Consider the following 25,428-nt stretch of genomic DNA (forward strand, 5'->3'; position numbering starts at 1 on the left):
TTGAGTAAATCTCCACAATTTAAGGAGAGCGTACTTTACAAAATCATTTAAACTCTGTCACACAGCCTTGCCGGAAGGACACTAAAAGGTAGCGGTTTGCCAGTTACCCATCATTTGGCGAGGATCAACAACTATTTCCTTGTTCAACAGATTTTTCAGCTCTACCGCAGTCACATAAAAAGCTCCTCCATGCCATGAAATCAATGGTCTTGCTTCAATACTGGCACCGTAAAAAAGGCTTACTTGTTTTCGGGTTTGCATAGGCACACGCCCCACGCCATCAGGGATCACCAACAGTCTTTGTGGGGCATACAAGGATTGGATGGCAAAGCGCGTCAGTGTTACAGCATTTAAATCCAGAGGATTGGCCACTTCTTGAGGAGAGCTGGTACTTTCTTTGGACTCCAAAAGCACTTCTATTGGTTTTACATCATGAGTTTTATCATTAACGCTTAAGTTTAAGATAATGACCTCACCTTGAGGCATGAGCTGCACCAAGAGTCTTTTGTTTTTAAAAACGTCCTTGCCTTTCAGATATAAAGCATCCTGAATTTTCAAAAGCGCGGTTTGGGAAGCTGCTTCATTATCTACAATACTAATGGCTTGAGGAAAATGGATGAGCCTTTCCTCATTCAAGGATAGTTCAACAGGGATGGGTGTTTTATCCCACAAGACATGCTCTGCATCCAGCGCAAGCGCGTATTGACTGCTAATTAACGCAATTATCGTGAGTAACCATTTAGTTGTCGTCATGTTGTGTACCTCTTGTATTGGTTGCCAATAAATCGGTGATGAGTGTTTCTGGTTGGGTGTAACCATCCAATGCCAGTTGAAAAGGATTTTGTAAGCGAGAGAGATTGATTTTGACCACACGTACATGATAGTCCACAATCTTGTCTGCAATGACCATGGGGCTATCGTCTTTTAAGCGTTGGGTAATGCGTAAAACCAGATGAACTTCCCATGTGTTATGAGCGATTACTTTGACATCTTCGTTTTCCATAAACCGATAGAGACTTGCTACTTGTATTCGATTAAAAAGTTGAGCATCTTTATAAGCTATCAAGGTTTTATCCATTAATGTCTGGTGTCGTGGAGTGAAGTAGTAATGAAAGCCTGAAAGATTAGTAGCAAATTCTTTTTTACCACCTTGTGACCAGGTGTTTAAGGTGGGTAGCAGTGTGGCAACAAAACCCTGAACGTACTCTTTGGGTATGGCGTTTTCCTTGATTAATCCACCATTACTACTCATAGAAGGTGTTAGCCAAAATTCAAAACGATTGGGTATTTTAGCCAGCGTAATGATCAGACCAAGTACAATCAAAATGAGCACGGATACAAAGGCTAATAACAACCGATTGATATGATTTAAACTGTCCACTTTTTTCCAGTAATGAAACATAGAACTACCTCACGAGTCTTGATTTTTGCCAGACACCTTGATGGTGAATGTAGGGCGAGTGTCTTAAACCCCACTTTGCCATCAACAACACAGTTTTTTTCATTAAATAGCCATGCGGTTTACCAGCCTTAATGGCAGCTGCCCGTTTAGGGCAAAAAGTAATGGACACAATAAAACCAACAATGAAACCAATACATCCGAAGGCCAAAGGATAGCCAATAAAAAGTCCTGCCAAAGCACATCCCATGCTAATTAGTGGAGTTGTGACCACCACTATCCAGAAAAGCTCCCTTAGGCTTAACCCTTTATAGGCTTCATAATCAAACGACAGATGACGTGAGGATGGTTGATTCATGAATACCCCCCCTAAATCTTAAATTTGGTAATCATGCTGTAGCCGACATAACCTGCTACAATACTGATAGCAAGATAAGTAATCCCCATCACTGCAAACGTACCAAAGGCCACCATAGAACCATCATTTTTCTTGGATTCTTCAATACCGTGCTGAATGGTAGTGATGAATTTAATAAAACTCATGACGGCAGCAATAAAAAGCAATAATCCCAGGCCTTGACGAACATAGTTACCTGTAACTGTCATCATGCTTTTATTACCATCACTGATGTCATCGGCATTAGAGATTTTTGGAAACCAGTTATCGGCAAATAATGCAGGCGCATAATTTAAAGTAATGAGTCCTGCACCCATTCGTTGCCCCCATTGTTTTACACTTGCAATTGACTTTTTCATGATTAATTCCCCTTAACGATTAAAATTAGAATGAATAAACAAAATCCGAGAACAATGCGGATTAAGCGGGAACCTAGGAGGATAAGAAATCCTTCTTGTTCTTTTTCTGTATTGCCCATGAATTGATTGATGCACCAAATAAGGCCAATAATGACGAGCATGATGGCGACAAATCGGATGCTGCCGGAAAAGGCACTTGCAGTTGTATCGCCTGCAGCTTGTTTAAAACTGGAAGCAAAAGTTTTGGCAATATCTACTTTGCTCATAGTCACTTTCCTATAAAATCCAAAGCTAACGGCTTGATGGTTTTAGGTTCAATGGCTGGTTTATTGATGTAATCAATCAGCGCATTACGAATGGACAGTAAATCGGTACGAAGCCCTGCGTGTTTCTTTCCATCAGAGCCTTCAAAATGTTCTATATGCAATTGGATGCGGGTATTGGGTTCAATTTCAGTTTTTGCTTCATCAAGCAAAGGCATGATGGCATTAATCTGATTAATTATTCTGACCAGCGTTTGGTTGAGTGCATCGTCACTTGCATGAGAGGCCATTGGCAGACTTAATATGAGTAATAACAATAATCGTTTCATGTTTTTCTCCTACAAATATTTTTTAAATCGACTTGCAGTGATTGAAACCATGATGCCTAACAATAGGCTTGCAGGTACAAAAACAAAGGCAGGCGTGATGCTTATGGGCAGCGCAAGCCATAAGCTTAATAACAGTAAAAGGCCTCGTTTGGCGTGGCGATTGAGTTGATGAAAGACATAGGATGATTCACGGCCTAGTGATGCGGTGCGGATAGCGCGTTGATTTAACCCATCAACCAGTCCAACCACGACCATTAATAAAAACAGAGGGATAGCCGAAATCAGAATAACCAGTTTGATGAACATTACTTGAGTAGTTAATCCCATCAGTAACCAAACTTGATTGGCAATTAGGATAAAATCGTGTGCTATTTCATTTAAATCGTTGGTTTCATCAGGTATCACCCCATCCAGCCCTTTTTTAATCAGGGAGCCTGTTTGTGCTGCTTTGTTGGCAACATCTTGAGTAGGAATGGTTTTTAACCAGGATTTAATGGTGTTAGCAACACTCATTCCGTTAAATGCGGTAATTGCTTGCGTTTGTTTTTGAGAAAGTGTGGTAACTGAACTAAACGCTTTTTCAAACCCTAAACAGCACCAAAGACTGGATACCCAACCCATAAGGATTAACCAGCCCAATAAAACAAGCAGCATAAAACGCATGACCGTTTTTTTGGAGGGTTTGGGCGTTGCAGTCCTTATTGCCATAATTCTTCCCCAAAGATAGCAAGTGGGTAATGGGTTTCTTGAAAGAGTTCCATTAAGTCATCCACGTTAGCCGGTAATAAAGGCGCTTTAGTGAGGCGTTGTAACGCCTGAAGTTGTTCACTGGTATTAATGTTGGCGACAAAGCCCAAGGCTTGTGCTTCTTCAAGCTTTTTTGCGTTGGCTTGCAACCAAAGGTATGAAGCTGCATCATCCCCAATGATAAACACGGGGTTTGAGAAATTAACAAGCGTTAGCTTTCGCTTTTCTACTTTGCCAGCAGTGGCTTTACTTGATACGGGCAGTCTTGCATCCAGTTTTTCTTGTAGTTTTAAAGATTCTTCGGTGAGCTGGGCTTGGCTTTCTTTAATGAATTGCTCCATGTTAATGGCTTGCCAGGCATAGCAGGACGTAATCATCAACAATCCAAAGAGTATGGCTGACTTTTTCATATTAAAACCTTCCCAAATCAACAATGCTGGAATGGCCGTTTTGGGAGAGTAGCAACAGCGGTAGTGACTTTTTGATCTTGAGGGATTGGTAGCTTAGTTCGCCGTGGTTAAGGGTAATACGGCCACCATTTACAAGATGTTGTGGTATTTGATGTTGATTTGCCCAGATTTGGATGCTCGTATCATTCATGTCCAGTAACATCAGATGTAACCGTGCATTTGGTGTTTGCTCTATGGCATCAAAGAGCATCAACAAAATGGTTTTTACAGCATCTTGCTCTTTGATAAAGAAATACAGCGTATCGCCCTGGCTTAATTGCACTGGTTTGTGGGCATAGGGTGAATAAGGAGATGGGTCAAAATCACCTACCACAGGGACATTAACAAACAACTCGTTATAGGCCTTGTAAAAAGCATTGTTCCAAGCAATATTTTTAGCTACTTTCTGGGCTTCCTGTCTTGCTGCTAATTCTGCAAAATGGTTGCGTTCGGTTTCATTTCTGGCATTAATACCCAGAATATCAATAGGAGTTTGTCTTAAGCCTTTGTAGTAGAATTTGCTTTTATTTTGCATGAGCAGGACATAACGTTTTTCTTCATCAGCTGTTAATCCCCACACTTTAGCTTCATGCAATTGGGTATCGGTCAGTGTAATTTTATTGATGTCTTGCTCTGAGGTCAGATCGTCTTCATTAGTCGTTAATCCTGTTCTTGCCAATGTTTTATCTTCAATGGCAATGTGATTTAAGGGCTGTTGATTTAAGCCTGGAATAGTCAGATCAGCATGTACTGCATGACAGGCTAATATGGGAATCAGGAAAGCAGAATACTTAAGCATCAGATTCCCCCTGCAACACATCCATCCTCACCACAACATGCTCTTTATTACCGTTTTCCAATTCCATGCGTTGTAGACCGAAGTCAATACTTAATACTGTCCAGCCAGCTAATTGGTCGCTTTTTTCCAAAGGCACTGTTTTAAAGTTATAAGCCACTGTAGCCACACTGACTTGCTGAATGCTGTCTATACTGATGACTTTAAACGGTAAGTTGCTCGCGGGTAGGTATTTAATGGGATGCTGCTTTTTATCCAAAGACATCACCATTTCACGCAAGACATCCAACTTTTGTGTCAATTCAGCACGATTATCATTGATCAGGCGATTAAGATCTGTTTCATTGTGATTTTTGAGCTGTTCAATTAAGGAGGTCAGTTTATGAAAGTCCTGGTTAATAGCGGTTAAATCTACTGTCTCAACGGGCTTTTTAACTTCCTCATGCAAAGCACCAAGCTGTGCTTGCAAGGTATCAAGACGATGTGAAATAACATCTGAATCATTCGTTTTATTTGTTGGAAAATAGTTAATGCCAACAATAACACCCGCTAAGGTCAAGCCTAAACCTGATGCCAATAAATACTTTGAGGTCGTTGTGCGATTAATCATGATATACCCCCATTTCGTACTACAGCTCTTAATTTGAAATTCACTTGCCGTAATAAAGGATCTTCAATTAAGGTAAAGGACTGTTGGCCAACAAGAACTTCAAGGCCGTCCTTAACAGTCAAAGGGCCGAGGTTTCTATCAATCTGAGGCAAGGCTTGGCGCATGACGGTTTGCAGGCTCTGAAGTTGTTTTTCTTTCGATACCAGAGAAAATCCTGAAAACTTCAACCACCATTCAACTGCCTGACCTATGGTTTGTACTTCTTGAGGAAAATGGACTTGTTGAATGGCAAGGAGTGGATTGATCTGGGCTGCTAATGGTTTGTTGGCAACAGTCGCGTAGCGGTTTACTTGAGTAACATTAGCTGCCATAGAATAAAAGGCTGCTACGCTAAGTACGCTAATTACAGAGAGTTGAGCACTTATTTTCATTTTGGTTCCTCTATATCGGTGTTTTGAGGATTAGTTTGTTTTCTTAAAAAAATTTCTTTTCTATCAACATCAATATGAGCTGGAGCTTTAATACCTAAAGCGACTACACCTCTTCGTTGATAAATAACGTGTATTTCAATCTGCCCTTTATCAATTAATATTTGTTCACCCTTTTTTCTTGTCAGTACCAACATTATTTTTCTCCGGTTATTTTTATTTCATGTTTAAGATTGTTTTTATTTTTTTCAGGTGTGCGTTGGCAACAACAGGATTACAAGGTTTGTAAGGTTCTCTTTGAAAACACTGTTTTTTTCTGGCTGATAGTTGCTTGCAACACTCAATAAATTGCGCCAGCGCAGGCGGCATTTCGCGGTTTTTAAGACACTCATCAATTGCTTGCTCAATTAACTGCATATCGAATCCTTCTAGTGCTTTTGACCATTCTTGACGTGCAAAATTTGAATAAGCTTCATTCTTGAATTGGCTGCGCCATATGTGTCCATAGAAGGTTGAAAATTTCAGAAACAGTTTGTTGACTTGCTCAATGCAATTTCCAGATGTTTTGGAACTCGGCGTCACTGAAGCTTGGGCTTTCACGCAACTCTGTAGTCCTGATGCTGTTTGTAGATGATGCGTATTTACGATTTGTTTCATGGATTGCATGGTCATTCTCCTTGGCTTCAAGATTTGTTGATGTTGTTTCCCAGCATCGCTGTGTTAACCAATTTGCTGGATATTTCCAGGATGGAACCCAAACGCCTTCGGCACGTTTTTTTATCTCAAGTTGAATTTGTTCGGTTAAGCTGGCTATGATTTGCTGGACTAAGCTCTGAGAAGGCCTTAGTTTTTTAAATACCTCAAAAGCGTTTTCTTTTTCTTTTTTCAGAGGGTACAGATCCCAGAAGACATCAAAGGCTTGCGATAAAGAAATAAAAAAATAATTATTATTATCTTGAGGAGTGGCGGGTTCATCCTTTGGGGTTGTATCGGGATCTAGTTTATTCGTATCGTATTTTGTTGAATCTAATAGACTTTTTTGTGGGTCTTGAGGTGCGCTATAGTCATGTGCTTTTATGGCGGCTTTATTATGAGCAGAATCAAGTCTGTCCAGTAATAAACAACGTAAAACAAGCTTCCTTTCCCAAGACTGAATTTGAATTAAACCAGCCTTCTCAAGCCCTTTCAAAGCACGTCGCAATTGATCTTTACTTGGGCTACCGCTTTTAATACCAGAGTGAGGTTCTATGTAAAGCGCTTCACTCAATGACTGATAACTAATACCACGACGAATACCGACTAACCCTGTTTTGTAATCAACGTAGGGTTTAATGCCTTGAAGATAAGTTAATTGTTGTAGATAAGGTAAACCACTGAGTGCAGAACGCTCCTGATGGGTGATAATAAAAAATTCCATAGCATGACCTATTATCAATGAATAAAAAAGAAAAAATAAAACAGGATGTGATTTTTAAATAAATTTATGATTAAATATGGTATGTATCACTAATTTATAAAACACAAAACGTTTTAATTAATCCATAATATAAAACGAAATGTGTTTTTGTCAATGGGTATGTCTCATTTTTTTGAAGGATCACAATGGATATTAGAGAACAAATAGGTAATCGTATTACCAAAGCTCGTAAAGAACGGGGTATTACGATTAAAGAATTAGCAGCAAGAACAGCAGAACTATCTCCTGCGAGAATTAGTAATTGGGAGCAGGGAACACGAAGCCCTGGGCCATTGGAAGCTAAATTACTTGCAGACCAGCTACATGTGTCTGCCTCTTATTTGTTGTGCTTAACTGATAATCCTCAAGGAGATCTTATTCAAAGCTCTGAAAATAGGCTTCGATATATCCCTATATTGAGTATTAAAGACTCACCACATGCTAGAGAAATTTTAGGACAACAAGACACATTTGCCTTTGAGAAAATAATCGTCATTGATAATTTTAATTTATCAGTCAAAAGCGCTGCGTTATTTGCAGCAATCGTTGAGGATAACAGCATGCAAGCCGAACTCAATCCAGGTGATATAGTGATTATTGATGGCCAATTGCAACCCAATCCAGGTCAATATGTCTTGGTTTATCTAACAGAGAAAAAACAAACTGTGCTGCGTCGATATGGTGAAGCAGATGGTTGTTTATTTCAACTATTGCCGAATAGTGAATTATGGGCAACGATTAGCATCAAACAGCCGGATGAATGTGAGCTTATTGGTGTAGTAGTTGAAATTCGAAAATATCTAAGCTAAGGGCGATTGAATGCAGATAATTTTTGAGCTACGAATCCTATTGTTTAATTTAAAAAAATTTATTTTGTCATGTAAAACATAAAGAACTATTGATCATAAACGGGTTGCTGTTGATAACTTAGTGGTTTGGTACATGCAATCTAATTTGAGAGACGGGATTAGAGAGACAACTGTGTGAAGTTTCTGTTTTGTGATAAGTGAGAATTCCAAAAAATCTATCTTAATACTCGAGAGTGTATAAATTAAAGTGGGCTGGCTCAGTCGATTCTCATATCAATGGTTTAGTGGAACATTTCATTAGGTACTTTTTATTATAATTCCGAATGGAACATAGAGTGTCTTTCCATTGATTTGTACTTGGGCGAATAGTTTAATAAATCCGGCTTGATTAGGCTCAATATGAAATTGCAATTCAGGTCCTCCTCTTTCAGAGCCATTTGTTGGTTCCTTACCCATTGGATGGACATGGGTTACTGTTTTAAAGTCCTCATTAAAACCAACGATGTGAGCGAAAGCACCCATAATCGGCTCTAGGGTATGAACAGGCTTTCCATTAGCATCGACAATGTCAATTTTGCCCATGATGGGTTGACCTACGTGTAATGGTGTTTTATCAAAAGACAATTTGAATGTGTAACCATCAATGGTACTTTCAAATAATGGTTGTCTCACCATTCGATCTTCAATTCTTTTTATAGTTTTTGGAGAGGGAAAATCGGCAACAACGTATTCTTGGTTTTTGGTATTCGCAGGTATTAGATCAGCCCATGCTCGATAGGAGGCATTTTTCAGGGTAGGCTGCCATTCAAATTGATAAACACCGGGTATATTTGTCTCTATTGGATGAACATGGCTGTAGTCAACGAGATGGTCATCGATAATCAGCAAGTGAATTTTCTGCGTATGGGCCTCAATGAGATTGCCCAAAGTGATTGGTTTATTGTTTTTAGTATCGCTTAGTTTAATCAATACTAATTTTTTGTTTTCTTTATCCATGACTCCTTGAATTGATAATTGCATGGTAGTGCGAGTCTCTGATTGTGAAGACTCTAACGTGACATGGGTCATTGTGTGATGGTGGGAGTTCTCAGCAAAAGCAATAGAATGATATAAATTGATTAATGAGAAGCTCATTAAGGTGATGGTCAATTTTTTCATAAGACTTGGGTCTCCAAAACAATCAAGGATGTATTAGTATCATTGTTTCTAATGATTTTGTTTGTCGTTGATTCAAATCAGTAAGTACAATGATATCATGGTTTGATTCATAGGCCATCAACAGGCCCCATCTGCTTTGATTTATTGTGTGAAACCATCTATATTGTAGTCATATTTCCTTTTAAAATCATCGGGGAAGACCATCATGAAGCAACGTCATTGGATAATTTTAGCTGGTTGTTTAGCACTTGCTGCGTGCATGAATAACAGTACCTCTACTAAAAATATAGAGAGTTTAGACAATCATGTGGCTCAAGGCCATGTTGGACATGGTGGCGGTGGTGGCCGCTAACCCTATAGTCTTTGGATTGTAATGCAACGGAAAGCCATCAGTGATGCTGTAATTAATATGAGGTTACTTTAGGAAGAATTAAGGTCATTTGAACATACTGGCTGAGCCGATTCAAAGGATGAATTACAATGGCAGAACAATGGCATGAAAAAACGATTCAGGATATCGCATCCCAGTTTAAAATAGACCTGACTTTAGGTTTAAGCGAAGCAGATGCCGCACAACGATTAGAAGAAGTGGGGCCAAATCTGCTGAGTCAAAAGAAAAAAACATCAGCACTCATTATTTTCTTTCAGCAATTCAGTAGTGTAGTCACCTGGGTGCTTTTGGGTGCGGTCATTGTTTCTTTTTTACTTAGTGAAAAAGCCGATGCCATTGCTATTTTGGCCATTGTTATTTTAAATGCCATTATTGGTTTTGCTCTAGAATACCGAGCCGATCGCGCAATGCTTGCGCTCCAGGAAATGGCCGCACCAAAAGCGACTGTTTTGCGCGATGGCCATGCCAAAATGATTGCTGCTTCGGATATCGTCCCAGGAGATGTTATCCTTTTTGAAAATGGTGATTTAATCGCCGCCGATGCCCGTCTTTTTGAGTTGTCAGCACTTAAGGTCAATGAAGCACCGCTCACGGGTGAATCCATGCCAGTAGGTAAAAAACTGGACCTTTGCACTCAAGATACCCCATTAGCTGACCGTAAAAACATGGTGTTTATGGGAACGGCCATTGCCGATGGTACGGGACGTGCACTGGTTGTAGCGACCGGGATGCAAACCGAAATGGGTCATATCGCCAAAATGCTGGGTGAAGCCTCTCGTGATGAAACGCCTTTACAGAAAAAACTCAATCAAGTGGGTTCTCGTTTATTATGGCTTTGCTTTTTTATTGTTATTGCCATTTTCGGCTTAGGTTTACTTCGCAACATTCCTATTTTTAAATTATTCATGAGTTCCGTGAGTCTTGCGGTTGCGGCGATTCCTGAAGGCTTGCCTGCTGTTGTCACGGTAGCGTTAGCCCTTGGTGTGCAGCGCATGGTACGGCGTTCCGTGCTGGTGAGGCGATTAGCGGCCGTTGAAACACTCGGCAGTTTACAAGTGATTTGCACCGATAAAACAGGAACGTTGACGGTGGGTGAAATGACGGCACGTAAACTTGTGACAGTCAGTGAGGTTTATGGTATTCGAGGAGAAGGGTATAACCTAGCAGGAGGTTTTGTACTTCAAGGTCAAGAAATTAATGTTTCTGAAGATAAGTTGTTGCAGGCCACCTTGCGGGCTATGGTGGCCTGCAACAATGCCGAGTTTAGACAGCAAGATGGACAAGTGGCAACGGTTGGGGACCCAACTGAGGTGGCACTTATGGTCGCTTCTGCCAAAGGAGGGGTTTGGCGAGGTGAGCTGCAAACCTCTTTACCTCGCATTAAGGAGTTGCCCTTTAGCTCCGAACGCAAACGCATGACGGTGATATGCCAAGAAGAAAAGGAGTTCATCGCTTTTGTTAAAGGCGCACCGGAAATTGTTTTGGAGCGATGCACTCATATTTTGACCCAAACTGGGGTTAAAAAATTAACGCCAAATGACAAAGCGCGCATGCAACAATCGTGTGAGTTGATGGCCAGTGAAGCATTGCGTCTGTTAGCTTTTGCGAAGAAGCCATTAGACTTCGCCGAGTTAGAAAAAGAAGACAATGAGATTGAAAGTCACTTAATTTTCCTAGGTCTCATTGGTCTTCAGGACCCACCTCATGCCAGTAGCAAGGAATCCGTCAGTCGCTGTAAAATGGCGGGTATCAAACCGGTGATGATTACAGGAGACCATCCTGATACAGCCAGAGCCATTGCCCAGGAACTCGGTATTATGGGGACAGGAGAACGACTGCTCACGGGTAATGAACTTGAAAACCTGTCCGAGGAAGAATTTAGCCACTGTGTTAAAGACATTGCAGTCTATGCCCGAGTGACAGCAGAGCATAAATTAAAAATCGTACGTGCCTGGAAAAAACAAAACAAGGTGGTGGCGATGACAGGCGATGGGGTCAATGATGCGCCCGCCTTAAAAGAAGCCTCTGTGGGAATTGCCATGGGAAAAACAGGAACGGCAGTGACTAAGGAAGCTTCTGACATCATTGTTATGGATAATAACTTCACCTCGATTGTGGCCGGTATTGAAGAGGGCCGCACGATTTATGACAACATTGCTAAAACGCTCGCTTATTTGTTAGCAGGCAACAGTGGGGAATTGCTGGTTGTGTTTGTGGCCCTTTTAATCGGTTGGCCGCTGCCTTTATTGCCCATCCAATTGTTATGGATTAACTTAATCACGGATGGCTTGCCGGCTATTGCCTTAGCTACTGATATGTCCGAGCCAGGGATTTTGAATCGTCCACCCCGAGCCACGCAAAAATCCATGATGGATATTTCGTTTTTCAAACGGGTGACCTTTATTGGTTGCTTAACGGCTTTGGTGACGCTTGGGGCTTTTGCTTATGAATATTTAATGGATGGGGATTTAATTCAGGCTCAGGATGCCGCCTTTTCCGTTTTAGTGACTGAGGAGCTTTTGCGAGCCTTTAGCGCACGAAGTCAAACCAAAACCATCTGGCAATTGGGATTTTTCTCTAATCTTCGCTTGTTTTTTATTGTCAGCATTAGTTTCTTGCTGCAAGTTATCATTCACCATATTCCCATGCTACGAGAATTATTTGGTATTGGACCGGTATCATTCACCCAGTGTCTTTCTTGGGTCCTATTAGGTATGGTGCCCTTGCTCATCTTAGAAGCGCAAAAATGGTTAAGGAAGGCACCTAATGAAGCGTTTTAGTATTAAAAAAATCATTTGGACTGTTGTTTTAAGCGCCTGTTTTAGTGGGTCATTGACTTATGCCAAGCCCACACCCGGTTTGTTGCAGTTAATTCAGGAAGCCAAGCAAAACAATCCCCAAATTCGGGCGGTACGCGACCGCCTGCTTGCTGCTATTCACGTGATTCCGCAAGCGAAAGCGCTTCCTGATCCGAAATTGAACGCGGGGTATATCAATATGTCCGAGAACATTCCTATGGATGTAGATCCAAGGCGTGAACAAATGCTGGGTGGGAGTCAAGAAATTCCTTTTCCTGGCAAACTCATGGTTCGCGGAAGGATAGCCACCCTTGAAGCCAAACGCACGCAAGCAGAGTATCAAGCCACCTGTTTCGCCGTGATTGCAGAATTAAAACGGCTTTATTATGACCTTTACTTTGCCAATAAATCCATCGAGATTGTGCAAAGAAATCAGGAGCTTCTCCATGAAATGGAACAAAGTGCTGAAGCGACGTACAGTGTGGGGAAAACACCCCAACAAGACATTTATCGCGCCCAAACGGAAGTTTCCCGTCTAGAGATGCGCTTAGTCATCTTAAAGCAACAACGCCAATCCCTGCAAGCTGATATCAACCGTCTTTTGAATCGTTCCTTAGAAAGGGTGGTCAGTACTCCAGCAACACTCTCTGTCACGCCAATGGGGCACAATTTGGAGTATTTTTATTCGCTCGTGAAACAGCGAGCGCCTCAATTAATCATGCAGCAGCGTAACGTGCAAAAAGGACGACAAGCCATCAAGTTAAGTAAAATGGATTATTTCCCGGACGTTGAAATCGAGGGGGGACGGCTTCATGATACGGGAATGCATACCAAAGGCTATCAAGTGTTGTTAAAAGCAACCGTTCCCCTTTATTTCATGCAAAAGCAAAATAATGCCGTACGGGAATCACTTGCCCGTTACAACGCCGATATGGAAGACTTGCAGACGACCTATCGCACACTCTCTTTCCAAGTGAAAAATGCCTATTTGTTGGCAGAGCGCTCGGCAAAGCTCATTCATCTAATTCAACATACCATCATTCCACAAGCCACTCTAACGTTTACCTCTTCACAAGCCAATTATGGGGTTGGTAAAGTCGATTTTTTAACGATGCTTAATAATTTGTTGACACTGCAAGAAAACGAATTGGAATGGCACGGTGAGCTTGCTGAACATGAAAAAGCGATTGCACAAATCGAAGAAAGCACAGGGACGTACTTATGAATCAGAAGGTGATGAGAAGGGGTGTGTTCGTTTTGAGTTTACTGGCTTTGTTGCAGTTAACCCAGGCACAAAATGCAACGGATACACATAGCAAGATGGACATGAAACAGTCCACGCAAAAAAATGAGATGGTGATTGATCCAGTCCGCTTACAAGCTATTGGCATCACCTCCGAGCCGGTACGCCGCCAACTGATTGAAAAAACAATCCGGACGGTGGGTCGTGTTGAAGCCGATGAGCGGCGCGTTGCCCACATTCATGTGCGTTTTGATGGTTGGATAGAACAATTATTCATTAATTTCACTGGCGAAAAAGTAAAAAAAGGACAAGCCCTTTTTACGGTGTATAGCCCTGAATTGGTCGCCACCCAACAAGAATATCTCCTTGCCTTAAACGCTCAAAAAATCTTAAGCAAAAATACCACCTCCAGTGCCGCCCGTGGTGCCCAAGGGGCCTTTCAAGCCGCCCATCAGCGGTTGCTGCTGTGGGGGATTTCTGAAAAGGAAATAGAGCAATTAAAGCGTACCGGCAAAATTACTCGAACGATGACCATTGACTCACCCATCCAGGGAACGGTTCTTAAAAAAATGGCGCTTATCGGTATGCGTATTGAGCCGGGGGATGAATTGTATACGATTGCTGATTTATCACGCTTGTGGGTTTTAGGGGATATTTATGAATACGAGTTGCCCTATATTAAACTAGGACAAACTGCCGACCTGACGCTTACCTATTTGCCTAATGAATTATTTAAAGCCAAGCTTGATTTTATTTATCCGACCATTGAGATGAAAACGCGAACGGCCAAGGTGCGTTTTGAGGTAGACAATCAAAAAGAACAATTAAAGCCTGGCATGTACGTTAATCTGGAACTCAAAATCCCTTTGGGTGAACGTCTTGTGGTTCCTAAAAATGCCGTTTTACTCACGGGTGAGCGCGCGGTGGTCTTTATTTATCATGGCAATGGCAAAATTGAGTGGCGAGACGTGACTGTTGGGGTGAGAGCAGGCGATTTGCTTGAGATAGTAAAAGGGGTTAAAGAGGGAGATAAGATTATAACGTCTGCGAATTTCCTCATTGATTCGGAGAGCCAGTTGAAAGCGGCCATGGGAGGCATGCAGCACAAATAATAAAAGATGAATTGCTTATGAGTGTTATCTCGTAAGGCTCTTCCTTTCAAGAACAGGGATGATGTATGAGATTCCTATGAAATAAAGGGATTTTATGGTTGAACGGATTATTGAATTTTGTGCACGCAATCGCTTTATTGTGTTGCTCTTTGTGCTTGGGCTTTCTTTCATGGGCTATGTGGCTCTTAAGAATACCCGCATGGATGCTTTGCCTGATATTTCAGACACGCAAGTGATTGTGTACACCACCTGGATGGGACGCTCTCCTGATTTAATGGAAGACCAAGTCACTTACCCTATTGTGACCGCCCTATTGTCCGCACCGAAGGTGGTTGCGGTACGGGGATTTTCTGATTTTGGCTTTTCTTATGTTTACATCATTTTTGAGGACGGTACTGATATTTATTGGGCGCGTTCTCGTGTTTTAGAGTACATGAGTCAACTGGCAGGGAAATTACCCGAAGGGGTTACTCCTCAACTAGGTCCTGATGCGACCCCTGTGGGTTGGATTTATCAATACGCCTTGGTGGATGAGAATGGGAAACATAATCTGGCTGAGTTACGCACGTTTCAAGATTGGTATTTACGCTATTGGTTAAGAGCAGTTCCTGGGGTGTCTGAAGTAGCCAGTGTGGGTGGGTTTGTCAGGCAGTATCAAGTCAATTTGGACCCCGTCAAAGTTCTTGCTTACAACCTGTCGGTTCCTGACATCATCGAAAAAATTCGCATGAGCAATAATGACACCGGTGGAAGGGTGGTTGAATTTTCAGGCGTGGAATATATGATTCGTGGGCGAGGATATATTAAATCTACCGAGGACATTGAAAAAATTGCCATAGGCACTAATGCCAATGGCACACCAATTTTGCTGCGTGATGTGGCGACTGTGCAGCTTGGCTCGGACATGCGCCGAGGGGTCGTCGATTTAAATGGCCAAGGAGAAGCAGTGGGCGGCATTGTCATCATGCGCTTTGGTGAGGATGTGTTGCAAGTGATTGGTCGCATTAAAGAGAAATTAAAAGAATTGGCCACTGCCATCCCCGAAGGAATAAAAATGGTTCCTGTGTATGATCGCAGTAACCTCATTCAAGAAGCCATCTCCACGGCCAATTGGAATTTGATTGAAGAACTGGTGGTGGTTGGGTTACTCATCATCGTATTTTTAGGTCATTTTCGTTCCGCATTAATCCCCATTATTACCTTGCCGCTTGCGATTTTGATTTCCTTTATCCCCATTTATTTCTTGCATATTGGGCTTAATATCATGTCTATTGGTGGGATTATTGTGGCGGTTGGCGACATGGTGGATGCTGCCATCATCATGGTCGATAATGCCCATAAACGCTTAGCGGATTGGGAGGCAAAAGGAAGTCCAGGCGATCGCACCCAAGTGTTAATCGATTCGGCCAAGGAAGTAGGTCCTGCGATTTTCTCATCACTTCTTGTGATTGCCATCTCGTTTATGCCCGTTTTTACTCTAGAAGCTCAAGAGGGACGGATGTTTTCACCGTTGGCTTATACTAAAAACTTGGCGATTTTCATGAGTGCCCTGTTGGCCATCACCCTAATTCCTGTACTATTGCCTCTTTTGGTACGTGGTCGAATCATTCCTGAACAAAAACACCCCATCACCCGCTTGATGCAAGCAATGTACGCACCCGTGTTAACGCTCGCTTTAAGCTATCGAAAGGTTGTCGTGGGAGTTGCCATAGTGGTGGCATTAGCCACAATCCCTCTCTACAAACTCATTGGCGCTGAGTTTATGCCGCCTCTTTATGAAGGCACTATTTTGTACATGCCAGTGACTTTGCCAGGTATTTCAGTGACTCAAGCAACGGCTTTGCTTCAGGAAATGGATAAGAAATTAAAGGCCTTTCCAGAAGTAGCCCATGTGTTTGGAAAGACAGGACGAGCAGAAACTTCCACCGACCCCTCGCCATTTAATATGATGGAAGTGATTGTGGAGTTAAAGCCTAAAGAATTTTGGCGCAAAGGAGTGACTTATGAAAACTTGGTGGCTGAAATGGATAAAGTCTTACAGTTTCCCGGGGTGAGTAATGCCTGGACCATGCCCATTAAAGCACGCAATGACATGCTCACCACGGGGATTCGAACGGCTGTTGGAATTAAAATTTTTGGTCCCGACATTAAAAAAATTGAAGCCATTGGCAAAGAAATTGAAATGGTGGCCAAAGAAGTAAAGGGGACCAGTAATGTCTATGCGGAGCGGGTGGCTGGCGGTTATTTTCTTGATTTTCAAATCAATAGAGACCAGCTGGCACGTTACGGCTTAACCATCATGGACGTCAATCGCATTATTGAGTCGGCTGTGGGTGGTGAAAACATTACTACCACGATTGAAGGGCGTGAGCGTTATCCGGTGAATGTGCGCTATTTGCGGGAGCTACGTGACGACCCAGATAAACTCAATCGTATTTTAGTTAAAACACCAAGTGGAGCTGAAGTACCTATTGCGCAATTGGTGACTCTCACTTTCCGTTCAGGGCCCGCCATGGTCCGCGATGAAAATGCTATGTTGGCAGGTTATGTGTTTATTGATATCAGTGGTCGGGATATTGGTGGTTACGTGGAGGAGCTAAAGCAAGCAGTCAAGGCCAAAGTCAAATTGCCTCCAGGCTACACCCTGGCCTGGTCAGGTCAATACGAATTCATGCAACGGGTTTATGAGCGGCTTAAGATTTTCGTACCACTCACCTTAGCCATTATTTTTGTTTTATTTTATTTTACCTTCCGCACCATCACGGAGACCTTGATGGTGATGCTCGGTGTTCCTTTTGCTTTATTTGGTGGTTTTCTGTTGCTTTATGTCTTGGGCTACAACATGAGTATTGCCGTTTGGGTGGGAATGATTGCTTTAGCCGGTGTGGCCGCCGAAACCAGTGCGGTGATGCTCGCATACCTTGATTCGGATTACAATGAGCACAAAGAGAAGGGGCTACTTAAAACCTTGCCGGATTTAATTCAAATGGTACACCTTTGTGCCATATCCCGTATTCGCCCCATGGTGATGGCGGGCCTTGCGAACATCATTGGGTTATTGCCGGTGATGTGGGCCACTGGCATTGGAGCGGATGTCATGAAACGCTTGGCTGCACCCATGGTGGGTGGCGTTTTTTCAGCCCTTTTACTGACTCTCATTGTCATTCCCGTGGTTTATGTGATGTGGCGTTGGCAAGTGGAATTAAAACAACAAGGAAGTCTGACGGAGGCAAAATGAAATTAACCTTTTTAGGGGCAACCCAGACGGTCACTGGTTCAAAATATCTTTTGACAGTGAATTCTAGAAAAATTCTTATTGATTGCGGTCTTTTTCAAGGCTATAAAGAATTGCGCTTGCGTAACTGGGCCCCATTGCCTGTCAATCCAGCCGACATCGATGCGGTGATTGTCACTCATGCGCATATTGACCATACCGGCTATCTTCCCTTGCTCATTAAAAATGGATTTCAAGGCAAAATTTATGCAACACCTGGCACCAAAGCGCTGTGCTCTATTTTATTACCCGATAGTGGTCATCTCCAGGAAGAAGAAGCACGTTTGGCCAACAAATATGGGTTTTCCAAGCATCAACCTGCTTTGCCACTCTATACCGAACAAGAAGCGAGAACGGCATTACACTATTTTGAAACGGTTGATTTTAATGCACCGTACCCATTATTTAATGAATTCAGTTTTGAGTTTCATCGCGCAGGCCACATCGTCGGTGCCGCCATGGTTAAAATAAAAACGAAAGACCGTTCCATTTTATTTACCGGGGACATCGGGCGGCTTCATGACCCAGTGATGAAAGCGCCTAGCGTTATTCAAGAGGTGGATTATTTGGTGATGGAATCCACGTACGGAGATAGATTGCACGATACCATCGATCCTTTACCTCAAATTGGTCAGGTGATTAATCAAACCATCAAACGAGGTGGTTCGGTTATCATTCCAGCCTTTGCGGTGGGGCGTGCTCAAAGTCTTCTTTATTTTATTTATGAACTGAAGCGCAAAGGAGAGATTCCCAAAGGCGTTCCTGTGTTTTTAGACAGTCCCATGGCCATTAATGCCACTCATCTTTTATGCACATATAAAAAAGACCATCATCTAACCGAAGAGCAATGTAAGGGTTTATGCCATGCGGCCACGTATGTGAATACGCCTGAAGAGTCCAAAGAGATTGACAGGCACACCATGCCGCAAATCATCATCGCCGCCAGTGGGATGGCTCAAGGTGGTCGCATTCTCCATCATTTGAAGCGGTTTGCTCCTGATTCCAAAAGCACTCTGTTGTTTACTGGCTTTCAGGCTGGAGGTACTCGTGGTGCCAGGATTGTCAATGGCGAGCGGGAAGTTAAAATTCATGGCAGTCTTGTTTCCATCCGCGCAAACGTGGTGGTGATGAGCAGCACCTCGGCTCATGCCGATTATCAAGAATTGTTAGAGTGGCTCAAACAGTTTGCTCATTCGCCTAAAAAAATATTTATTACGCACGGTGAGCCTCATGGTGCCCAATCTCTTAAAGAGAAAATTGAAAGCCAATTAGGTTTTCCCTGTACGATCCCTTCTTATCTGCAAGAGGAGGATTTGTCGTGATCCAGAAGGAGCATCATAGGTTGCGTTTAAAGTACTTAGGGATTAAAACCTATCACGAAGCCATTATCTACATGCGAGAAGATTGCCATGTCTGTCATTCGGAGGGGTTTGAGATTCAAACGCGCATCCAGGTGACTTTGGGCCAGCGCTCGATTATTGCCACGCTTAATGTCGTGACCTCAGAGCTTTTAAAGCCTGGTGAGGCAAGCTTATCCAATTTTGCGTGGGATTTTCTCAATGCCAAAGAAGGGGATGACATTCAACTCTCGCATCCTAAACCACTGGAATCCTTAAGCGTTGTACACAGCAAAATTTATGACAAGGAACTCTCATTGGAGCAATTCAAGCTCATTGTTGATGATGTGTTAAGTGGTCGACTTTCTGATGTGCAAATCGCTGCTTTTTTAGCGGCAAGTAGCGCAGGTCGTTTAACGAGTACTGAAATCATGAAATTGACCAAGGCCATGATGGACAGTGGTGAGCGCTTATCCTGGCCTTCACCACTCGTAGTGGATAAACATTGTGTGGGAGGATTGCCGGGAAATCGCACCACCTTGATTATCGTACCTATTGTGGCGGCTTTTGGTTTGACCATCCCCAAAACCTCCTCTAGGGCGATTACATCTCCTGCGGGAACCGCAGATACGATGGAGGCTTTAGCACCGGTACACTTAAGCCCGAAGGCCATGCGCCACGTGGTTGAAAAAGAAAACGGCTGTATTGTATGGGGAGGGGCGGTGAGTTTAAGTCCTGCCGATGACGTGCTTATTCGCGTGGAACGTGCTCTTGATTTAGACAGTGAAGGGCAAATGGTTGCTTCTATTCTTTCTAAAAAGATTGCATCAGGTGCAACGCATGCGGTCATTGATATTCCAGTAGGGCCTACTGCCAAAGTGAGAAACCAGGCCATGGCGTTACTTCTTAAGCAATCCCTTGAAGAAGTAGCAAAACAGTTAGGTCTTGTTGTTCAGGTGTTATGTACTGATGGTTCACAACCGGTAGGACATGGTATTGGTCCATCCTTGGAAGCCCGCGATGTCTTGGCGGTGTTACAAGGGTTGCCTCATGCCCCTCATGATTTGCGCGACAGGGCGTTGACGATTGCAGGAGCAGCGCTGGAGTTTTCTCCCAAGGTATCTCCTGGATCAGGAAAAGACGTTGCTGAGCAATTATTGGTGAGTGGGCAAGCATTTAAAAAATTTCAAGCCATTTGTGAGGCGCAGGGCGGGATAAGGGAGTTGAAGAAGGCGCCTTTTAGTTATCCTATAGTGGCTCAAAAAACGGGTAACGTCGCGATGATTGATAATCGGAAATTGGCCCAGGTGGCCAAGTTGGCTGGAGCGCCTCACTCGAAATCCGCAGGCGTGGACTTGCACGTTCATGTTAATACCCAAGTGGAACAAGGCGAGCCTTTGTTTACGATTCATTCGGAGTCTTCAGGGGAACTTAACTACGCCTGCGATTTTCTGCGCGGCAAACCCGAAGTCATTATTTTAGGAGAAAAGCCTTGAAGCCTATCTTATTTTCATTATTTGATGCTTCAGACCTTTTTAGACGATTACAAGAGACACTGCACGTGGAGGTGGGGGACGTCATCTTGCATCGTTTCCCGGATACGGAGTGCTATGTCAGAATCAATACCCACATTAAAAATCGCAACCTGATTGTGGTGGACAGCTTAAACCGACCTGATGAAAAAATACTCCCTTTGTTGTTTTTTGCCAAAACAGCCAAAGAATTAGGTGCTAAAACAATTGGTTTAATTGCCCCTTACCTTCCCTATTTGCGTCAAGACACGCGTTTTCATGAGGGCGAGGGAATCACCTCGCGTTATTTTGCTGAAATGCTATCCACAACATTTGACTGGTTGATGACTGTTGACCCTCATTTGCATCGCTATCACTCGTTAGCTGAAATTTACACCATACCTACTTTTGTTTTGCATGCCACCACCGCTATCGCCTCCTGGATTAAAAACAGTATTAAGAAACCAGTGATTATTGGTCCTGATAGCGAAAGTGAGCAATGGGTTGCTGATATTGCAGAAAAAGGCCATTTTCCCTATGTGGTTTTGGAAAAAGTTCGCCATGGTGATAAAGAGGTTGCTGTTTCTGTGCCAACTACGCTTAAGTTGGAATCTTCAACTCCAGTATTGGTGGATGACATTATTTCCACCGCCAGAACCATGGTGGAGACGGTGACACATTTACAAAAGGCCGGAGTTCAGTCCGTGATTTGTATTGGGGTGCATGCGCTTTTTGCAGAAGAGGCCTATTCTTTATTATCGGGGATAGAAGGTGTGACAATCATCACGTGTAACACCATTCCTTATATCACTAATGCGATTGACGTAAGTGATTTGATTGCAAAGACTTTAGTAAAAAATGAACTCGCCAAGGCGTTAAAAAAGTAAGGATGAAAAAATGTGTTTATTGACGAAGGAGTGTCCTATGTCGCTGTTTAAACGAATCAGGGGTATCGGAATGGTCATTGGATTTTCGGCCATTTTCTTTTTGAACTCTTGTAATCATGCTGTGAAACAGAGTTCGCAAGAGACGGATGGGGGCTATGGAGGGCACAGTGCGGGTGGACATGGCGGTCATGGTGGCGTCGGGCATTAAATAGACTTCTTTCGAAACTCTACTGCAGCGGCAAAGTACTTCGTCGATGCGGTGCTCGAATCCTCATGTGACTGCGTGTACACTCCGGTTCTGCGCTCCGTTTCTCCTCGCACTTCGCTCACTGCAGCGAGTTTCGAAAGAAGTCTAATAATTAAAATAGGTGACTCATGAAACAAAACCCTCATCAAGGACATCCTAATTCAGGTAAAGAGCATGCTTCTTGTCATCAGGAGCATAAGACACTCAAGCCTCCTGTGCCTTTATCCAAAAGGGAAGGTTCAATTGTTTATACGTGCTCCATGCATCCAGAAATTCGCCAGTCTGCCCCTGGTAATTGCCCTCTTTGTGGCATGGCTTTAGAGCCGGAAACGGTGATGGTTTCGGAAGCTGCGAGCCCTGAGTATCTTGATATGAGGCGTCGATTTTGGATTGCGTTGATTTTGACGGTGCCTGTTGTGATATTGGAGATGGGTGGACATGGTTTGAAGCATTTTATTTCTGGCGATGTTTCCAGTTGGATTCAATTACTTCTTGCCACACCGGTGGTTTTATGGGGCGGCTGGCCTTTTTTCAAACGTGGTTGGCAATCTCTAAAAACACACCAATTAAATATGTTTACCTTGATTGCTATGGGCATTGGTGTGGCATGGGCTTACAGTGTGGTGGCTGTTCTTTGGCCAGGCGTATTTCCCCAAGCGTTTCGAAATCAGGAAGGGGTGGTCGCTGTGTATTTTGAAGCGGCAGCAGTGATTACAACGCTCGTCTTATTAGGGCAAGTGCTGGAACTCAAAGCGCGAGAGCAAACGGGTAGTGCCATCCGTGCTTTGTTGAAATTGGCTCCTGAAAGTGCACATCTTATTAAAGAGGATGGCAGTGAAGAAGAAGTATCGCTCGACAAGGTTCAGGTTGGGGATAAATTGCGAGTTCGTCCGGGTGAAAAAATACCAGTGGATGGGGATGTGCTGGAAGGGCGAAGTTTTGTCGATGAGTCTATGGTGACAGGTGAACCTATTCCGGTGACTAAAGAAGCAGGGGCAAAAGTCATTGGAGCGACGATGAACCAGACGGGTAGTTTTGTGATGAGCGCATTGCATGTGGGCAGTGATACCATGCTTGCTCGTATTGTCCAAATGGTGAGTGAAGCACAAAGAAGTCGTGCTCCTATTCAACGATTAGCGGATACCGTTTCGGGATGGTTTGTTCCCGCAGTGATTTTGGTTGCCCTATTGTCTTTTATTCTATGGGCCTTGCTAGGTCCACAGCCGTCATTGAGTTATGGTTTAATTGCCGCTGTATCAGTACTTATTATTGCGTGCCCTTGTGCTCTTGGTTTGGCAACACCCATGTCCATCATGGTAGGGGTTGGAAAAGGAGCCCAAAATGGGGTTTTAATTAAAAATGCCGAAAGCTTGGAGCGCATGGAAAAGGTCAATACGTTAGTGGTTGATAAAACAGGTACTCTAACGGAGGGGCGTCCTAAACTGACCCGCATTGTGACTGACGATGAATTTGATGAAGAGGTTATTTTAGGGTTTGCGGCTACTCTTGAGCATCAAAGTGAGCATCCTCTGGGTCATGCTATCGTAGTGGCTGCGAAAGAAAAGCAGTTGTCCTTTGGCTCAGTGGACGACTTTGAAGCACCTACTGGAAAGGGGGTCATCGGGAAGGTCAATGGTCATCGCATTGCCATTGGTAATGCCAAATTAATGCAAGAGCATGGAAGTGACAATGTTGACCTTCTTGAACGAGCGGATGAGCTTCGCGCTCAAGGTGCCTCAGTCATGTTCATGGCAGTGGATGGTAAAACGGCGGCTCTTCTGGTGGTAGAAGATCCCATTAAATCGACTACCCCAGAAACCATTCACGAGTTGCAGCAAAGCGGTATTGAGATTGTGATGCTCACCGGAGACAGCAAAAAAACAGCTGAAGCGGTAGCGAGTCAATTGGGTATAAAGAAAGTGGTGGCTGAAATCATGCCGGAGGATAAGAGCCGTATTGTAGGTGAATTAAAAGAAAAAGGTCTCATTGTGGCTATGGCAGGGGATGGGGTCAATGATGCCCCAGCACTTGCAAAAGCAGACATTGGTATTGCCATGGGAACGGGTACCGATGTGGCCATTGAAAGTGCTGGCATTACTCTACTGCATGGGGATTTGCGTGGTATTGCCAAGGCTCGTCATTTGTCAGAAAATACGATGAGTAATATACGTCAAAATCTCTTCTTCGCATTTATTTACAACATGCTAGGTGTTCCATTGGCAGCGGGTATTTTGTATCCACTGACCGGCTTACTTTTAAGTCCTATCATTGCGGCACTTGCTATGGCGCTTTCTTCCGTGTCAGTTATTGTTAATGCGCTTAGGTTGCGGCGGTTAATATTATGAAAAAAAAAGACTATTGATGAAAGAAAAGAAAAAAAGTAGATCTATACTAAGGGGAGTAGTTGGCTTTTTGTAAGGCAAAATCATGGTTATTCCAGTTTTTATGATACTGTTTGGCATCGGTTTTCTCATTAATGGAGCCTACTTAGTTAATCGATTATTACAACAAACGAATCATTACCGCTGGCAATGGCTGACTTATCTTGTTTTTATTAGCTTCTTTATTCTAAGTTATTCGGCCAGCATTGTTTATGGCCTTTTGGTCGATCCCCACTGTCTTAATTATTTTTACGCCACTGTGTTTTTACTGGGTGCCACCACTATTGATTCATCGTGTCATCTCATGACCAAGACGATGCAAAAAATGGAATTGATGGATGACTTTAAAAATCGCTATGAAACGTTACGAGATCATGCGACTTATGATTCGCTGACGGGTTGTAATAACCGGGAATATCTTTTTGAGATGTTGAATACGCGTTTCCAACAAATACAACTCCATGGCGGTGAAGTCGTTGTCCTCTTTATCGATTTAGACCGATTTAAGGCAGTGAATGATCGGTTTGGTCATGATGCGGGGGATACTGTTTTGCAAACCTTTGGCCAACTCCTAAGGCAGCGTTTGCGAAAAGGTGATGTGGTGGCGCGTTATGGTGGGGATGAATTTATTGTGTTGATGGAAAATACCTCTTTAGGTGAGGCCAAGAAGATTGCTGAACATCTTGCGACGGTTGCTACTCAATCCATTAATGCAGGCCCATTAGACACGCTGGATTTAGGTTGTTCTATTGGCATTACTCAAATGAGCCGTCACTCGGCCTCAGTGAATGCCGCTATTAAAGAAGCGGATTTGGCCTGTTATGCGGCCAAGCAACGAAAAGTAAATGGTGCTGTTTGTGTCTACAGTCCAATGCTTGCGACAACAAGCAATCACATCGTTTCTTGTGTCAAGCAAATGACCGAATAGAACGTGGATGCACATCACAACAAGCCTGTTCGTGCGATAACTAGTCGCTGTTCTATGTTGGATATCGCTTCAGTCTTTATTAGTACCCGTCTTGTTTAATCCTATGGGATAGTAGATAC

General features: G+C 43.1%; 28 protein-coding genes. 12 read left to right on the forward strand and 16 right to left on the reverse strand.

The genetic code is table 11. The annotated features are described in order from the left end of the window. Window positions 1-81: 81 nt before the first annotated feature. From Lani_RS14045 to Lani_RS14110, 14 genes are all read right to left on the reverse strand, one after another. Complete coding sequence (locus tag Lani_RS14045; protein WP_019235611.1) at window positions 82-753, reverse strand: TIGR03749 family integrating conjugative element protein; 672 nt, start codon at window positions 751-753, stop codon at window positions 82-84. Next, window positions 740-1,402, reverse strand: a complete 663-nt coding sequence (locus Lani_RS14050; protein ID WP_019235612.1) for a DUF2895 family protein — start codon at window positions 1,400-1,402, stop codon at window positions 740-742. Before Lani_RS14050 ends, Lani_RS14045 begins: the two co-directional genes overlap by 14 nt. Window positions 1,403-1,406: 4 nt before the next feature. Further along, window positions 1,407-1,757 (reverse strand): TIGR03750 family conjugal transfer protein, encoded by a 351-nt coding sequence (locus Lani_RS14055; RefSeq protein WP_011947241.1) that lies wholly within the window; start codon window positions 1,755-1,757, stop codon window positions 1,407-1,409. An 11-nt stretch (window positions 1,758-1,768) separates the two neighbouring features. Further along, entirely contained in the window at window positions 1,769-2,155 is a 387-nt protein-coding gene (locus Lani_RS14060; RefSeq protein ID WP_019235613.1) for a hypothetical protein, read from the reverse strand. 2 nt (window positions 2,156-2,157) lie between these two features. Beyond that, the gene (locus tag Lani_RS14065) at window positions 2,158-2,421 is read right to left on the reverse strand and encodes a hypothetical protein (RefSeq protein ID WP_014843982.1); all 264 of its coding nucleotides are present in this window, start codon (window positions 2,419-2,421) and stop codon (window positions 2,158-2,160) included. 2 nt (window positions 2,422-2,423) lie between these two features. Beyond that, window positions 2,424-2,747 carry a hypothetical protein gene (locus Lani_RS14070; RefSeq protein WP_019235614.1) on the reverse strand — a complete coding sequence of 108 codons (324 nt, stop codon included), beginning with the start codon at window positions 2,745-2,747 and terminating at the stop codon, window positions 2,424-2,426. A 9-nt stretch (window positions 2,748-2,756) separates the two neighbouring features. Then, window positions 2,757-3,455, reverse strand: a complete 699-nt coding sequence (locus tag Lani_RS14075) for a TIGR03747 family integrating conjugative element membrane protein (RefSeq protein ID WP_019235615.1) — start codon at window positions 3,453-3,455, stop codon at window positions 2,757-2,759. Then, window positions 3,446-3,904 carry an integrating conjugative element protein gene (locus tag Lani_RS14080; RefSeq protein ID WP_019235616.1) on the reverse strand — a complete coding sequence of 153 codons (459 nt, stop codon included), beginning with the start codon at window positions 3,902-3,904 and terminating at the stop codon, window positions 3,446-3,448. Before Lani_RS14080 ends, Lani_RS14075 begins: the two co-directional genes overlap by 10 nt. Window position 3,905: 1 nt before the next feature. Further along, on the reverse strand, window positions 3,906-4,742 hold the full coding sequence (locus tag Lani_RS14085; protein ID WP_019235617.1) for a TIGR03759 family integrating conjugative element protein: 837 nt from the start codon (window positions 4,740-4,742) through the stop codon (window positions 3,906-3,908). Further along, the gene (locus Lani_RS14090; RefSeq protein WP_019235618.1) at window positions 4,735-5,349 is read right to left on the reverse strand and encodes a hypothetical protein; all 615 of its coding nucleotides are present in this window, start codon (window positions 5,347-5,349) and stop codon (window positions 4,735-4,737) included. The genes Lani_RS14085 and Lani_RS14090 overlap by 8 nt, the downstream gene beginning before the upstream one ends. Beyond that, on the reverse strand, window positions 5,346-5,780 hold the full coding sequence (gene pilL2, locus Lani_RS14095) for a PFGI-1 class ICE element type IV pilus protein PilL2 (RefSeq protein WP_019235619.1): 435 nt from the start codon (window positions 5,778-5,780) through the stop codon (window positions 5,346-5,348). The genes Lani_RS14090 and pilL2 overlap by 4 nt, the downstream gene beginning before the upstream one ends. After that, entirely contained in the window at window positions 5,777-5,974 is a 198-nt protein-coding gene (locus Lani_RS14100) for a carbon storage regulator (protein WP_014843975.1), read from the reverse strand. The genes pilL2 and Lani_RS14100 overlap by 4 nt, the downstream gene beginning before the upstream one ends. Before the next feature lie 19 nt (window positions 5,975-5,993). Next, window positions 5,994-6,194 carry a hypothetical protein gene (locus Lani_RS20820; protein ID WP_019235620.1) on the reverse strand — a complete coding sequence of 67 codons (201 nt, stop codon included), beginning with the start codon at window positions 6,192-6,194 and terminating at the stop codon, window positions 5,994-5,996. Window positions 6,195-6,321: 127 nt separating this feature from the next. After that, window positions 6,322-7,194: a hypothetical protein gene (locus Lani_RS14110; protein ID WP_019235621.1), complete on the reverse strand. Its 873-nt coding sequence runs from the start codon at window positions 7,192-7,194 to the stop codon at window positions 6,322-6,324. Between the two features lie 185 nt (window positions 7,195-7,379). Here Lani_RS14110 and Lani_RS14115 point away from each other — a divergent pair, with 185 nt between their 5' ends. Continuing rightward, the gene (locus Lani_RS14115) at window positions 7,380-8,042 is read left to right on the forward strand and encodes a helix-turn-helix domain-containing protein (protein WP_019235622.1); all 663 of its coding nucleotides are present in this window, start codon (window positions 7,380-7,382) and stop codon (window positions 8,040-8,042) included. A gap of 297 nt (window positions 8,043-8,339) precedes the next feature. On the opposite strand, the gene Lani_RS14120 is transcribed toward Lani_RS14115, so the two are convergent. Continuing rightward, complete coding sequence (locus Lani_RS14120; protein ID WP_019235623.1) at window positions 8,340-9,200, reverse strand: hypothetical protein; 861 nt, start codon at window positions 9,198-9,200, stop codon at window positions 8,340-8,342. Window positions 9,201-9,405: 205 nt separating this feature from the next. Between Lani_RS14120 and Lani_RS20500 the strand changes: the two genes are divergently transcribed. From Lani_RS20500 to Lani_RS20250, 9 genes are all read left to right on the forward strand, one after another. After that, entirely contained in the window at window positions 9,406-9,552 is a 147-nt protein-coding gene (locus Lani_RS20500) for a hypothetical protein (protein ID WP_019235625.1), read from the forward strand. 128 nt (window positions 9,553-9,680) lie between these two features. Next, window positions 9,681-12,371, forward strand: coding sequence for a cation-translocating P-type ATPase (locus tag Lani_RS14125; RefSeq protein ID WP_019235626.1), 2,691 nt, complete (start codon window positions 9,681-9,683; stop codon window positions 12,369-12,371). Further along, a complete protein-coding gene (locus tag Lani_RS14130; RefSeq protein ID WP_019235627.1) occupies window positions 12,358-13,614 on the forward strand; it encodes a TolC family protein in 1,257 nt (418 codons plus the stop codon). Before Lani_RS14125 ends, Lani_RS14130 begins: the two co-directional genes overlap by 14 nt. After that, window positions 13,611-14,744 (forward strand): efflux RND transporter periplasmic adaptor subunit, encoded by a 1,134-nt coding sequence (locus tag Lani_RS14135; RefSeq protein WP_019235628.1) that lies wholly within the window; start codon window positions 13,611-13,613, stop codon window positions 14,742-14,744. Before Lani_RS14130 ends, Lani_RS14135 begins: the two co-directional genes overlap by 4 nt. Before the next feature lie 94 nt (window positions 14,745-14,838). Then, window positions 14,839-17,982 carry an efflux RND transporter permease subunit gene (locus tag Lani_RS14140; protein WP_019235629.1) on the forward strand — a complete coding sequence of 1,048 codons (3,144 nt, stop codon included), beginning with the start codon at window positions 14,839-14,841 and terminating at the stop codon, window positions 17,980-17,982. Then, complete coding sequence (locus tag Lani_RS14145; RefSeq protein ID WP_019235630.1) at window positions 17,979-19,340, forward strand: MBL fold metallo-hydrolase RNA specificity domain-containing protein; 1,362 nt, start codon at window positions 17,979-17,981, stop codon at window positions 19,338-19,340. Before Lani_RS14140 ends, Lani_RS14145 begins: the two co-directional genes overlap by 4 nt. Further along, the gene (locus Lani_RS14150; protein ID WP_085956475.1) at window positions 19,298-20,851 is read left to right on the forward strand and encodes a thymidine phosphorylase family protein; all 1,554 of its coding nucleotides are present in this window, start codon (window positions 19,298-19,300) and stop codon (window positions 20,849-20,851) included. The genes Lani_RS14145 and Lani_RS14150 overlap by 43 nt, the downstream gene beginning before the upstream one ends. Beyond that, window positions 20,848-21,753, forward strand: a complete 906-nt coding sequence (locus tag Lani_RS14155; protein WP_019235632.1) for a ribose-phosphate pyrophosphokinase — start codon at window positions 20,848-20,850, stop codon at window positions 21,751-21,753. The genes Lani_RS14150 and Lani_RS14155 overlap by 4 nt, the downstream gene beginning before the upstream one ends. A 10-nt stretch (window positions 21,754-21,763) precedes the next feature. Then, a complete protein-coding gene (locus Lani_RS20250) occupies window positions 21,764-21,961 on the forward strand; it encodes a hypothetical protein (protein ID WP_127908256.1) in 198 nt (65 codons plus the stop codon). Here the strand turns inward: Lani_RS20250 and Lani_RS20255 are convergent. After that, complete coding sequence (locus Lani_RS20255) at window positions 21,958-22,146, reverse strand: hypothetical protein (RefSeq protein ID WP_083028158.1); 189 nt, start codon at window positions 22,144-22,146, stop codon at window positions 21,958-21,960. The two genes, Lani_RS20250 and Lani_RS20255, sit on opposite strands and share 4 nt — an antisense overlap. Between Lani_RS20255 and Lani_RS14160 the strand changes: the two genes are divergently transcribed. Both Lani_RS14160 and Lani_RS14165 read left to right on the forward strand, forming a co-directional pair. Then, complete coding sequence (locus tag Lani_RS14160; protein ID WP_019235634.1) at window positions 22,129-24,345, forward strand: copper-transporting P-type ATPase; 2,217 nt, start codon at window positions 22,129-22,131, stop codon at window positions 24,343-24,345. The two genes, Lani_RS20255 and Lani_RS14160, sit on opposite strands and share 18 nt — an antisense overlap. A gap of 82 nt (window positions 24,346-24,427) precedes the next feature. Then, window positions 24,428-25,309, forward strand: coding sequence for a GGDEF domain-containing protein (locus Lani_RS14165; RefSeq protein WP_019235635.1), 882 nt, complete (start codon window positions 24,428-24,430; stop codon window positions 25,307-25,309). Window positions 25,310-25,428: the final 119 nt, after the last annotated feature.

The organism is Legionella anisa (assembly GCF_001467525.1).
GTDB lineage: Bacteria > Pseudomonadota > Gammaproteobacteria > Legionellales > Legionellaceae > Legionella > Legionella anisa.